Here is an 11,871-nt window from a genome sequence, read left to right on the forward strand (position 1 = left end):
ACAATCGCGCTGACCTGCGCGAATGCGGCCGGTGGGGGAAACCGGCGCGGCCGGACCGGGAGCGGCCTAGGGGCGGACCGAGGGGTCGGCTCCGGTCGTGGCGTCGCGGAGAATGAGGAGGTGGCAGGTTCGGGACAGGAGCGGGCACGGCACTGGCAGTACGCGGAACTGCCGGGTGTCGACCTGCTGCGCGCCCGCTTCGTCGAGAAGGTCTTCGTGCGGCACACCCACGAGAACTTCGTCATCGCCGCCATCGCCGACGGCGTCGAGGTCTTCCACCACGGCGGCGCCGACCAGTACGCGGGCCCGGGCACCCTCGCGCTGGTCAACCCCGACACCCCGCACACGGGCCGGGCGGGTGTCCCCGAAGGCTGGCGGTACGGGGCGGTGTACCCGTCCCCCGAGCTGATGGCGGAGATCGCCGCCGAGACCACCACGATCCGCGGCACCCCCGGATTCACCCGCCCGGTGCTCGACGACCCGTACGCCGTGAGCCTGGTCCACGAGGTGCTCCGGGCCGCCGAGGAGGGCAACGCGCTCGCCGCCGACACCCTGCTGAGGGTCGCCGTGACCCGGCTGCTCCGTCTGAACGGGGGCACGCTGCCGCAACGGGCCGTGCCCACCGCCGGTTCCCGCGTCGCCGCTCGCGCGCGTGCCGTGGTGGAGGAGCGGATGGCCGAGCCCCCGAGCCTGGAGCGGCTCGCCACCGACCTCGGCACCAGCCCGTTCGCCCTGCTGCGCGCCTTCCGTGACACCTACGGCATGCCGCCGCACACCTGGCTCACCGACGCCCGGGTCCGCAGGGCACGCCGGCTCCTGGACACCGGTTCCGCGCCCGCGGACGCGGCCGTCGCCGTCGGCTTCACCGACCAGCCCCATCTGAACCGCCACTTCACCCGGATCGTGGGCGTGCCCCCGGGCGCCTACCGGCGTGAGCGCAAGAACGTACAAGACGCCGAGCCGGGGCTGTACCTACCGTCCGGGGTGTGGCAGAACAGACAGCTCGCGCAGCGACACGCAGGAAAGAAGACGGCGGAAGACCCGACGCCGCCGTCGTCCGGGACGCCCTGGGAGTCGGGATCGCCGTCGGACTGTCCGGCTTCGCCTTCGGGGTGACCTCGGCCGGCAGCGGACTCACGGTGTCGCAGACCTGTGCGCTCAGCCTCCTGGTGTTCACCGGCGCCTCGCAGTTCGCGCTCGTGGGCGCACTCGCGAGCGGCGGCAATCCGCTCACGGCGGCCGCGGGCGCCTTTTTCCTCGGAGTGCGCAACGCCTTCTACGGACTGCGTCTGTCGCAGTTGCTGGCCCTCCCGCGCGCGGTGCGTCCGTTCGCCGCGCAGTGGGTGATCGACGAGACCACGGCCGTGGCGCTGGCCCAGCCGGCCCGCCGCAGCGTCCGGATCGGCTTCACCGTCACCGGGCTCACCCTCTACGTGCTGTGGAACCTGACCACGCTCCTGGGCGCGGTCGGGGCCGGCGCCATCGGGGACACCGACGCGTGGGGGCTGGACGCCGCCGGGCCCGCCGTCTTCCTCGCGCTGCTCGCACCGATGCTGACGACCACCACGGAGCGCGCGGTCGCCGGTGCCGCGGTCCTTCTGGGGCTCGGTCTGCTCTCCGTGCTGCCCGCGGGAGTCCCGGTGCTGGTGGCCGCGCTGGCCGCTCCCGCCGCCCTCTACGTGGAGGGACGCCGGCGCCCGGGGACCGACGGCCGGCCGAGTACCGGCCACGACGCATCGGGGGAGGACCGTTGAACGTCTGGATCGCGATCGGCGTGACCGCCGTCGGCTGCTACCTCGTCAAGCTCACCGGGCTGCTCGTTCCGGCGGGCGTCCTGGAGCGTCCGCTCGTCAAGCGCCTGGCCGCCCTGCTGCCCGTCGCCCTGCTGGCCGCGCTCACGGCGCAGCAGACCTTCGCCGACGGGCGCGTCCTGGTCGTGGACGCGAAGGCCGCCGGACTCGCCGCGGCCGCCGTGGCACTGCTCCTGCGGGCACCCTTCCTGCTCGTGGTCGGTGCCGCCGTGGTCGTGACGGCGGGAGTGCGGGCGATGAACGGCTGACGGCGCGGGCGACGACGCCGGCACCGGACGGGGGCGCTGCGCACCCTGCGGGGCCCGCGACGGCCCGCGGACCGACCCCGCGCCCCCGAGTCAGTCGATGGCCCGCCCGTGGGCCCGCAGGGTGCGCAGCGCCTCGATCGTCACCATGGGACGGCACTCCAGGGCGGTGCCCGGCGCCCAGGTCCGCCAGCGGATCGGCCAGCCGCCGTCCTCCCGCTGATCGTCCGCGAGGAAGTCGAGCGAGCGGGCCATCTCCTCGTCGGTGAACCACGCGCGCGCGAGTGAGCCCGGCGTCTTCGCGTAGTCGTACGGGAAATGGTGCTCACCCGGTGCGTAGCCGGAGGCCACCGGGAACGCGTCGAGACGCTCCGGGTCCAGGGCGGCGAGCCGCTGCTCGCGCACCAGCCGGCCGAGCCGGTCGGCGGCGGCCTCCGCGCGCGGGCGGTCGGGCGCGGAGTCCAGGAAGGCCACGGCCGCCTCGACCTCGTAGGGATGGGACTTCTCCAGGGAGTCGACCGCCTGCCAGCAGAAGTCGGTGGCCCGGAACAGCCAGGCGTGCCACACCTCGTTGCGGTGCAGCAGGCCCACCACGGGCCCGGTGGCGAGCAGTTCGCTCGGCGGGTCGTCGACGACCGGCACGAAGGGGGCATGGGGATATCCGCGCTGACTGGGACGGACCGCCGGCAGCGCGCCGTCCGCCGTCGAGACGGAGGTCAGATAGCGGCACACACGGTCCACGCGCTGTCCGCCGCACCGCCCGATCGAGTCGAGCACGCGCAGCGCGTGCCCCGTGTGCAGCGGCTGGCTGACCGGGCCGCGCAGATCGGGTTCGAGCGCATGACCGTATCCCTCGTCGTCGTTGCGGTAGGCGGCCAGCGCGGTCTCGACCGCGTCGGCGCTGCCGTCGTCGCCGTTCAGGAAGTGGTACACGAAGCGGCGCTGCTCCAGTACGCGCGCCGTGAGCCAGACGAAGTGCCCGGCGCGCGAGAGCGGGGTGTGCGCCGGGGGCGTCGGGGGGAGTGGGGATGCTCCGGTTTCGGCCATGCCTCAGACCGTAGGGCGGAAAGCGGTCTCGGCAAGGGGTCCCGGCCGGGACCCACTCTCAGGGGCGGGATACTGGAGTCATGCGGTTGACGGTCTTCTGGCAGCGGATGGCGGAGCACTTCGGTGCGGGGTACGCCGACACCTTCGCGCGCGATCATGTGATGACGGAGCTCGGCGGCCGGACGGTGCACGAGGCCCTGGACGCGGGCTGGGAGGCCAAGGATGTGTGGCGCGTGGTGTGCGCGACCATGAACGTTCCGTACGAAAAGCGCTGACGGGACGGGAACTTCCGGGCGAAAGCCGCTGACCGGCCACGAAGGTCCGGGGCCGGGCACCGATTGTCGGTGGCGTGGGCGAGACTTGCACCGTGGCCCCGAAAGACGAGACCGCGCAGGTCGACCAGCAGACATCACCGTTCGGCACGACGCCGCCCACGCCGCCTCCCGGCGGGGACGCCGTGGCGCAGGGCGGCCGCATGCCCCGCTGGCTGCCGCGTGCCATGGTGCTCGCGCTCACCCTCATCGCCGTCTTCCAGCTCGGCAGCTGGGCGTTCCACCAGCTGATAGGCCTGTTGATCAACATTCTCATCGCGTTCTTCCTGGCGCTCGCGATCGAGCCCGCGGTGAGCTGGATGGCCTCCTACGGCATGCGCCGGGGGATGGCCACCTTCCTCGTCTTCTTCGGCCTGCTGATCGTGACCGCCGGATTCGTCGCCCTGCTCGGCTCGATGCTCGCGGGCCAGATCATCAAGATGGTGGAGGGCTTCCCCGCCTACCTGGACTCGGTGATCAACTGGATCAACTCGACCTTCCACACCGACCTGAGACGGGTGGACGTCCAGGACAGCCTGGTCCACTCCGACTGGCTGCGGAAGTACGTGCAGAACAGCGCGACCGGCGTCCTGGACGTGTCCGCGCAGGTGCTCGGGGGTCTGTTCAAACTGCTGACGATCACGCTGTTCTCGTTCTACTTCGCGGCCGACGGGCCGCGGCTGCGGCGCGCGCTGTGCTCCGTGCTGCCGCCCGCGCGGCAGGCCGAGGTGCTGCGGGCGTGGGAGATCGCGGTCGACAAGACCGGCGGCTACCTGTACTCGCGCGGTCTGATGGCGCTGATCTCCGGCATCGCGCACTACATCCTGCTGGAGTCCCTGGGCGTGCCCTACGCGCCCGTGCTCGCCGTCTGGGTGGGCCTGGTCTCGCAGTTCATCCCCACCATCGGCACGTATCTCGCGGGGGCCCTGCCGATGCTGATCGCCTTCACCGTCGATCCCTGGTACGCGCTCTGGGTGCTGGTCTTCGTCGTGATCTACCAGCAGTTCGAGAACTACGTACTGCAGCCGAAGCTGACCTCCAAGACCGTCGACATCCACCCCGCGGTCGCCTTCGGCTCGGTCATCGCGGGCACCGCGCTCCTCGGTGCCGTCGGTGCCCTGATCGCCATTCCCGCGGTCGCCACGCTGCAGGCCTTCCTGGGCGCGTACGTGAAGCGGTACGACGTAACGGACGACCCCCGGGTCCACGGGCGCCGGATCAGGAGATCCAGCCCCTTCCGCGTGCGGCTGCGCGGGCTGTTCGGCAGATGAGGCCCATCGGCGGACGAGGCCGCCAGGGCCGTCCCGTGGGACCTGCGGCGAGGCGGGATTCACCAGGCGAGGACCGCCCAGGCCGCGGCGCCCAGGACCGCCGCCGTCCAGCAGCCGACCGCCACGTACATGATCCGCAGTCGTGTCGGGTCGCTCCACGAGGTGCGTGACAGCAGCCAGGCCAGCGCGGGCAGGACCAGCACCGCGTGCAGGCTCACGCCGTGCAGGGGCTTGAGCGGCGCCGTCGAGTGATACGCCGCCTCCTGGTGGCCGGTACGGGTGAGGACGACACCGCGCGCGATCATCGCGGCACCCGACAGCAGGGCGACGAGCAGGATCGCGAACCCGGAGCGCAGCGCGAGCGGCATCCCCGCGGGGCCCGCGGGCCGGTTCCGGAAGGAGGCGACCGCGAACACGGTGAGCAGCACCACCAGGACGCCGCCGCCCACCGCGAGCGTCATCGACACCGCCGTGTCGAAGCCGGTCTCCATGTTGAGGTGAGAGGGCACCCGGCGCCACGCCTGAAGGGTGATTCCGCCGACCTCCACGACACAGTCCGCGGCGAACACGACGAGCAGCGCGGTGCGCGGGCGCGCTCCGACGCGCAGGTACGACGTGACCCAGGTGAGCGCGATCAGCGTCAGTCCGAAGGAGAGTCCGAACGTCACGGGCTTCCGCCAGGAGACCGGCCCGTCCCAGGGGCCGCCGTCCACGGCGAAGACGACCAGATGCGCCAGCCCGGAGAGCGTCAGCACGGCACCGGTCCCGTGGCAGAGGCGCTCGGAGGGACGCGCCGCGCGCCACGCGGCACGGACACCTCTGTCCTCCCGGTGGCCAGGGCGCGGCGCGGGGACGGTGGCCGGCGGAGCGGTGAGGGCTGGCGCGTGTGTTCCGCCGCGGTGTTCCGTGCGGCTCTCCGGATGGTCCATGGGTACAGCTTCGACGGCCCGGAGCACGGGGTCGTCGTACGGCCGAAGACTCCCGCCGTACGCCACGGAGAGTACGGCCGCAGGACGTGCGGGAGCCTCCCGGAAGTTGCGGAAGACGCGGAAGATGTGGCGGACGCAGCGGCGCCGGTGGTCCGCGACCCCGACGAGGCCGCCTCGCGTCGTTGCCCGGACAGGGCTCGGCGCCGGGATCCGGCCGTTGTCCGACCGCGACCCTGGTCTCGGAGGTGTCGCGTGGTGCGCTTGACACCAAAATCGAACATCCATTCTTATGGAATCTCCGGCGGGGCTCATGACGGGGATTCCGGCAGGGCTTTCGTGGAGATGTGCCCGAGTTATCCACAGGTCGGGCGGGCGTCGGGGCGCATTGTCAGTGGCAGGCGTTAGCGTCTTTGACGTGAAGCGATCGACTCAAGCAAATCGGGTGGAACCCATGGCAGGTACTGACCGCGAGAAGGCGCTCGACGCCGCGCTCGCACAGATTGAACGGCAATTCGGCAAGGGCGCGGTGATGCGCCTGGGCGAGCGCCCGAACGAGCCCATCGAGGTCATCCCCACCGGGTCGACCGCGCTCGACGTGGCCCTCGGGGTCGGCGGCCTGCCGCGCGGCCGAGTGGTGGAGGTGTACGGCCCGGAGTCCTCCGGCAAGACGACGCTGACGCTGCACGCGGTGGCGAACGCGCAGAAGGCCGGCGGCCAGGTGGCCTTCGTGGACGCCGAGCACGCCCTCGACCCCGAGTACGCGAAGAAGCTCGGCGTCGACATCGACAACCTGATCCTGTCCCAGCCGGACAACGGCGAGCAGGCTCTGGAAATCGTGGACATGCTCGTCCGCTCCGGCGCGCTCGACCTCATCGTCATCGACTCCGTCGCCGCCCTGGTGCCGCGCGCGGAGATCGAGGGCGAGATGGGTGACTCGCACGTGGGTCTGCAGGCCCGCCTGATGAGCCAGGCCCTGCGCAAGATCACCAGCGCGCTCAACCAGTCGAAGACCACCGCGATCTTCATCAACCAGCTCCGCGAGAAGATCGGCGTGATGTTCGGTTCCCCGGAGACCACGACGGGTGGCCGGGCGCTGAAGTTCTACGCCTCGGTGCGTCTCGACATCCGCCGCATCGAAACGCTGAAGGACGGCACGGACGCGGTCGGCAACCGCACCCGCGTCAAGGTCGTCAAGAACAAGGTCGCGCCCCCCTTCAAGCAGGCCGAGTTCGACATCCTCTACGGGCACGGCATCAGCCGTGAGGGCGGCCTGATCGACATGGGCGTGGAGCACGGCTTCGTGCGCAAGGCCGGCGCCTGGTACACGTACGAGGGCGACCAGCTCGGCCAGGGCAAGGAGAACGCGCGCAACTTCCTGAAGGACAACCCCGACCTCGCGAACGAGATCGAGAAGAAGATCAAGGAGAAGCTGGGTGTCGGCGTGAGGCCGGCGGAGCCCACCGCCGAGCCGGCCGCGGACGCGGCGGCCCCGACCGCCTCGGACGAGGCCGCGAAGACGGTGCCGGCACCCGCGGTCAAGACCACCAAGTCCAAGACCGCGGCGGCCAAGAGCTAGTCCATGACGCGACGAACCGACTGGGCCGAGTACGCCGACCCCGTGCCACCGGAGGGGCGGGGGTACGGGGGACAGGGCGACGCGGTCGGAGACGGCGGAAGAACCCACGGCGGGGCGTACGGCTCCGACGGGTTCCTCGGCGGGGAACCGGACGGACCGGACGGCGAGGGCCGTTGGAGCGGAGGCTCCCGCGGCCGCGTCGGGCGCGGCGGCGCGGACGGTGCGGCGGGCTACGGCGACGTTCCGGCGGACCCGCACGGTTCGCAGGCTGACGGTTCACGCCGTGGCGGTGCCGGCCGGCGCGGCGACGGCGGGCCGCGCGGTGGACGAGGGCGTCGGAGAAACGGCGGTTTCGGTGAGCCGTCCGGCGACCCACAGGATGGAGGCACTCCTACCTCGTCGAGGGCCGAGAAGGGGGAGCCCCCAGGGGACCCGGCTGAGCGGGCGCGGGCGATCTGTCTGCGCCTGCTCACCGGGACCCCGCGTACGCGGAAACAGCTCGCGGATGCGCTGCGCAAGCGTGAGATCCCCGACGAGGTCGCGGACGAGGTCCTGTCACGCTTCGAGGAGGTCGGCCTGATCAACGACGGCGCCTTCGCGGACGCCTGGGTGGAGTCCCGGCACCACGGCCGGGGTCTGGCCCGGCGGGCCCTCGCGCGGGAGCTGCGGACCAAGGGCGTGGACTCGACGCTCATCGACGAGGCCGTCGGACAGCTCGACTCCGAGCAGGAGGAGGCGACGGCGCGCGAACTCGTCGCCCGCAAGCTGCGCTCCACACGCGGCCTCGACCGCGACAAGCGGCTGCGCCGTCTCGCGGGCATGCTCGCCCGCAAGGGTTACTCCGAGGGCATGGCGCTGCGGGTGGTCCGCCAGGCCCTGGAGGAAGAGGGCGAGGACACGGAGGGGCTCGGGGACGAGGGGTTCTGACCCGAGGGGGTGCGGGCACGGGGTGTTCTGGCCCGGCGGACATTCTGGGCGCGGGACTCCGACCTGACGGGATTCCGGGCACCCGGTTCCGAACAGGGGCAGGGGGCAGTGAGCCATGGCGACCGCCCCTTACGGCAGAGGGCGCCCACCATGGCCGAACCACCTGAACCGAACCACCTGAACCACGGGGACTGCCTGGACCACCGGAACGAGGGGACCACCTGGACCACGGCGACTACGGGGACGGCGCCGTCACCGGCAGACCGGCCGCCTTCCACGCCTGGAATCCTCCGACCAGGTCGGTCGCCCGGCTCAGTCCCAGCCGGTGCAGGGACACCGCGGCGAGGCTGGACGCGTACCCCTCGTTGCAGATCACGACGACCCGCAGATCATGGCTGGTGGCCTCGGGGACGCGGTGGCTGCCCTGAGGGTCGAGCCGCCACTCCAGTTCGTTGCGTTCGACGACGAGGGCACCGGGGATCAGCCCGTCGCGGTCACGCAGGGCGGCGTACCGGATGTCGACGAGAAGGGCTTCGCCGGCCCGCGCGGCGTCGTGTGCGTCCACGGCCTCCACGCGGTCGAGTCCCGCGCGGACCTCCTCCAGCAGTGCGTCGATGCCCACCGGGCCTTGGGTGTGGTCGCTCACTGCCAGTCCTCCGGTCGTTCGACCTGCTCGAGTCGGAGGATCTGCCCGGTACGGCTGTAGCGGCGGATCCGGGGCAGCGGCGGGTAGTAGGCGTGGACGGAGATCGCGTGCTCCTCGGTGGACTCGTTGAGCACCTCGTGCACATGGTGGCGGCCGAAGGAACGGCCCTTGCCGGCCGGCAGCCGCCGCTCGCGGTCCACGTCCCCGGTCAGTTCGAGGGTCTTCCAGCCGTCGGTGGGCAGCCGTGCGGCGAGCGAGTACTCCCTGAGCTCGCCGGCCGCGGTGACGAAGGCGCCGACCGAGTCGGCGTGGTCGTGCCAGCCGGTTCCGGTGCCGGGGGGCCAGCCGATGAGCCAGGCCTCGCTGCCACCCGGGCCTTCCAGACGGACCCAGGTACGGCCCTGGGGATCGAGCGGAAGCGAGGCGACCAACTCGGTGTCGGCGGCGGCGCGGCGCACGAAGTCGAGCAGGTCGGCCTGCGAGGGAGCTTGTGGGGGCGCTGAGACAGAGGGGGAGACAGACACTTGTACCGTCCTGAGGGTTCGCGAGGGGCGCGCGGCAGCAAGGAGGGCGCGCACGGGGAGAGGGGGAGCGAATTCAGCAGGACGGTCGACACACGCAGCCCGCATAGCGGATGAGGTCCATATGGACCCTCCGCCACAGGCGCACACAGGTGTCGGTCACGATCCGGAGTACACCATGGCGGTTGAGACCGGTCAACTCACCGTCACTATGTGGACCAGACAGTCACCCGGGGTGGCCCGGCGGATTCCGGGTCGGCGGGTGACCGGTCCGCGGGTGCGCTGGGCGCGGACGAGCTCGGTCCGGGAGATCACGGGTGACGTCGATCCGGAAGAACCCGAGGTCCGGACGGCCCTGGCAGCCGGCCTCGAGCCCGCGCGCTCGACCACGCCGGCAGACGGTGCCCACCCGAGGGCGGCCAGTGGCGGCTCCCCGGAGGGACTTCCGCGGGATACACCTCGTCACTGCGTGCTATCCATCACGTGTGCGGTGCGTCACGGCGGTGCGGCCGAGGTCCGGAAACGTACCCGCGGGGCGGGCCCGGGAAGACCGCAGCGGCCCGTGGACGCCGCGGGCGCGAGCCCGACCAGGTTCGGGCGGGTACGGGCGAGTTGGACGGGCCCGCGGGAGAACGGCCCGTCCGTCAGCCCGTGCGCACCGCGTTCTCCGCCCTCGCCTCCCGCTCCGCTTCGGCCGCCACCCTGGCGGGGCCGCCCAGTGCCGCTTCGGCCGCCGCGTACAGGTCGGCCGGGCGCACTCCGCTCAACGCGGTGACCAGGTGGCCGTCGGGGCGCACCAGCAGCACGCTGTGCGCGGCCGCGCCGGGGTAGCTCTCGGCCACCAGGAGCTCGGCGGGGTGGGGCAGCGCGGTCACGGCGGCCGCCAGCCGGGGCATGATCCCGGCCGTCACCCAGTGCTTCCGCTCCCACACCCCCGTACCGGGTGCGACCAGCACGACGAGCAGCACCCCACGCCCGAGGCGGTCCCGCAGCGGTACGAACGTGCCGTCCTCCGCGGTCACCCGCACGTCGACGACCGGCGCACCGGGCGCCGTGTCCACCGGAGTCTCCGACTCGGAGGGGCGGGGCGCGAGCGGTGAGTCGGCGTACGTCCCCGGCCTGCCCAGCGGGCCGCGTCCCAGGTGCCCGTCCGTGAGCATGACGTCGTGGCCGCGGGCCGAACCGGGCACGTACGCCCGTAGTCCTCCGCCACCGCGCAGCAGCGGAAGTGCCTGGTCGGCGGCGCGCAGCCGGGCGGCCACGACGGCACGTCGCTCCACCTGATAGCTGTCGAGCAGCGCCTCGTGCGGGCCGTGGTGCCAGGCCACCGCCAGCTTCCAGGCGAGGTTGTCGGCGTCCCGCAGGCCCTCGTCCAGGCCCTGGGTGCCGAGTGCGCCGAGCAGGTGCGCGGCGTCCCCGGCCAGGAACACCCGGCCGGACCGCCACCGGCGCGCGAGGCGGTGATGGACGGTGTGGACGCCGGTGTCGAGCAGTTCGTACGGGGGCGTGGGGCCGCCGCTCCAGCCCGCGAGGGTCTCCCGGATGCGTGTCACCAGCAGGTCCGGGGTGACCAGGTCCTTGCCGGGCGGCAGCAGCCAGTCCAGGCGCCACACGTCGTCGGCGAGGGGGCGGGCGGTCACCTCGCCGGCCGACGGGCCCGAGGTCCGCCACGGCGGCATCCGGTGCAGCAACGCTTCGCCGGGCCAGGGAAGTTCTGTCCGCAGCGCGGCCACGGCGTGCCGTTCGACGGCCGTGCGCCCGGGGAAGCGGATGTCCTGGAGCTTGCGCACGGTCGAGCGCGGACCGTCGCATCCGACGAGGTAACTTCCCCGCCACCAAGTGCCGTTGGAGCCCCTGGTGTGCGCGGTGACGCCCGAGGTCTCCTGCTCGACGGAGTCGAGGCGGCTGTTGACGGCGAGCTTGATCAGCCGCTCGTGGGCGATGGCCTCGCGCAGGGCGGTCGTGAGGGTGTGCTGGGGGAGATGCAGCGGGGCGGACAGTCCGGCGTCCTTGGAGTCCGGCGCGCCGCCCTTCGGGTTCTGCGCGCCACTCTTCAGGCCGTGCGCGCTCCCCTTCGCGCCGTGCGCGCCGTACGGCGTGACGCTTCCGTTGTCGCGTGCCGTGCTTCCAGAGCCCTCCTCCCCGGCGTCGAAGTCCAGCACGCCGCCGAACGATCCCGTCGCGTCGAATCCGATCTCACGCATCACCTGCTTGCGCCGCATCGACCGCCATCCGGCCCAACGGAACCCGACGTCGGAGAGGGGGAGACCGGTCAGGCGCTCGACGAGCGCGGCGGTGTCCTCGCGCAGCACCACCGTCCGTGCGAGCCGTTGTTCGTCCTTGCCCGGCCCCTCGTCGAGGACTACGGACGGGACCTCCTGGCGGGCCAGCGCCAGGGAGAGGGCGAGACCCACGGGCCCCGCTCCGGCAATGATCACCGGGTCCACGGCGCGCGGCCCCCTGCCCGGAGCGGCGTCTTCGGGGACGTGAGGGAAAAGGCAGTCGGAGCGGGGTGCACGATCACAGAACGTATGCAACCTATTGCCGCTGCTTGCGTCAAGTGACGGGGGCAGTGGCGATCATGCCG

Annotated in this window: 13 protein-coding genes; 7 read left to right on the forward strand and 6 right to left on the reverse strand. The window is 72.3% G+C overall.

Annotated elements, in window-relative coordinates; all coding sequences use genetic code 11:
* Nucleotides 1–120: 120 nt before the first annotated feature.
* The 3 genes from OHB41_RS32945 to OHB41_RS32955 are packed head-to-tail and all read left to right on the forward strand — an operon-like array spanning nt 121 to nt 2,059.
* Entirely contained in the window at nt 121–1,116 is a 996-nt protein-coding gene (locus OHB41_RS32945; RefSeq protein ID WP_266701914.1) for an AraC family transcriptional regulator, read from the forward strand.
* Complete coding sequence (locus OHB41_RS32950; protein ID WP_266706316.1) at nt 1,068–1,754, forward strand: AzlC family ABC transporter permease; 687 nt, start codon at nt 1,068–1,070, stop codon at nt 1,752–1,754. The genes OHB41_RS32945 and OHB41_RS32950 overlap by 49 nt, the downstream gene beginning before the upstream one ends.
* Nucleotides 1,751–2,059, forward strand: coding sequence for an AzlD domain-containing protein (locus OHB41_RS32955; RefSeq protein ID WP_266701916.1), 309 nt, complete (start codon nt 1,751–1,753; stop codon nt 2,057–2,059). The genes OHB41_RS32950 and OHB41_RS32955 overlap by 4 nt, the downstream gene beginning before the upstream one ends.
* A 90-nt stretch (nt 2,060–2,149) precedes the next feature.
* Here the strand turns inward: OHB41_RS32955 and OHB41_RS32960 are convergent, their stop codons facing one another.
* Nucleotides 2,150–3,103: a hypothetical protein gene (locus OHB41_RS32960; protein WP_266701918.1), complete on the reverse strand. Its 954-nt coding sequence runs from the start codon at nt 3,101–3,103 to the stop codon at nt 2,150–2,152.
* 80 nt (nt 3,104–3,183) lie between these two features.
* Here OHB41_RS32960 and OHB41_RS32965 point away from each other — a divergent pair, with 80 nt between their 5' ends.
* The gene (locus OHB41_RS32965) at nt 3,184–3,378 is read left to right on the forward strand and encodes a DUF3046 domain-containing protein (RefSeq protein WP_266701920.1); all 195 of its coding nucleotides are present in this window, start codon (nt 3,184–3,186) and stop codon (nt 3,376–3,378) included.
* 92 nt (nt 3,379–3,470) lie between these two features.
* Nucleotides 3,471–4,685: an AI-2E family transporter gene (locus OHB41_RS32970; RefSeq protein WP_266701922.1), complete on the forward strand. Its 1,215-nt coding sequence runs from the start codon at nt 3,471–3,473 to the stop codon at nt 4,683–4,685.
* A gap of 59 nt (nt 4,686–4,744) precedes the next feature.
* On the opposite strand, the gene OHB41_RS32975 is transcribed toward OHB41_RS32970, so the two are convergent.
* Complete coding sequence (locus tag OHB41_RS32975) at nt 4,745–5,614, reverse strand: hypothetical protein (RefSeq protein ID WP_266701924.1); 870 nt, start codon at nt 5,612–5,614, stop codon at nt 4,745–4,747.
* A gap of 451 nt (nt 5,615–6,065) precedes the next feature.
* Between OHB41_RS32975 and recA the strand changes: the two genes are divergently transcribed.
* Nucleotides 6,066–7,190, forward strand: coding sequence for a recombinase RecA (recA, locus tag OHB41_RS32980; protein ID WP_266701926.1), 1,125 nt, complete (start codon nt 6,066–6,068; stop codon nt 7,188–7,190).
* 3 nt (nt 7,191–7,193) lie between these two features.
* Nucleotides 7,194–8,117, forward strand: a complete 924-nt coding sequence (gene recX / locus OHB41_RS32985; protein WP_266701934.1) for a recombination regulator RecX — start codon at nt 7,194–7,196, stop codon at nt 8,115–8,117.
* A gap of 235 nt (nt 8,118–8,352) precedes the next feature.
* Here recX and OHB41_RS32990 read toward each other — a convergent pair whose 3' ends face one another.
* The 4 genes from OHB41_RS32990 to OHB41_RS33000 form a co-directional block, all read right to left on the reverse strand.
* Nucleotides 8,353–8,763: a rhodanese-like domain-containing protein gene (locus tag OHB41_RS32990; RefSeq protein ID WP_266701936.1), complete on the reverse strand. Its 411-nt coding sequence runs from the start codon at nt 8,761–8,763 to the stop codon at nt 8,353–8,355.
* Nucleotides 8,760–9,287: a cupin domain-containing protein gene (locus OHB41_RS32995; protein ID WP_266701938.1), complete on the reverse strand. Its 528-nt coding sequence runs from the start codon at nt 9,285–9,287 to the stop codon at nt 8,760–8,762. The genes OHB41_RS32990 and OHB41_RS32995 overlap by 4 nt, the downstream gene beginning before the upstream one ends.
* Before the next feature lie 73 nt (nt 9,288–9,360).
* Nucleotides 9,361–9,447 carry a putative leader peptide gene (locus OHB41_RS52370; RefSeq protein WP_310875732.1) on the reverse strand — a complete coding sequence of 29 codons (87 nt, stop codon included), beginning with the start codon at nt 9,445–9,447 and terminating at the stop codon, nt 9,361–9,363.
* Between the two features lie 481 nt (nt 9,448–9,928).
* Nucleotides 9,929–11,731, reverse strand: coding sequence for an FAD-dependent monooxygenase (locus OHB41_RS33000; RefSeq protein WP_266701940.1), 1,803 nt, complete (start codon nt 11,729–11,731; stop codon nt 9,929–9,931).
* Nucleotides 11,732–11,871 lie beyond the last annotated feature (140 nt).

Origin of the sequence: Streptomyces sp. NBC_01571 (assembly GCF_026339875.1) — a bacterium.
GTDB lineage: Bacteria > Actinomycetota > Actinomycetes > Streptomycetales > Streptomycetaceae > Streptomyces.

Coding starts and splice junctions, on each gene's coding strand:
- recX (WP_266701934.1), top strand. CDS start 7,194: ATGACGCGACGAACCGACTGGGCCGAGTACGCCGACCCCGTGCCACCG.
- OHB41_RS32960 (WP_266701918.1), bottom strand. CDS start 3,103: ATGGCCGAAACCGGAGCATCCCCACTCCCCCCGACGCCCCCGGCGCAC.
- recA (WP_266701926.1), top strand. CDS start 6,066: ATGGCAGGTACTGACCGCGAGAAGGCGCTCGACGCCGCGCTCGCACAG.
- OHB41_RS32975 (WP_266701924.1), bottom strand. CDS start 5,614: ATGGACCATCCGGAGAGCCGCACGGAACACCGCGGCGGAACACACGCG.
- OHB41_RS32965 (WP_266701920.1), top strand. CDS start 3,184: ATGCGGTTGACGGTCTTCTGGCAGCGGATGGCGGAGCACTTCGGTGCG.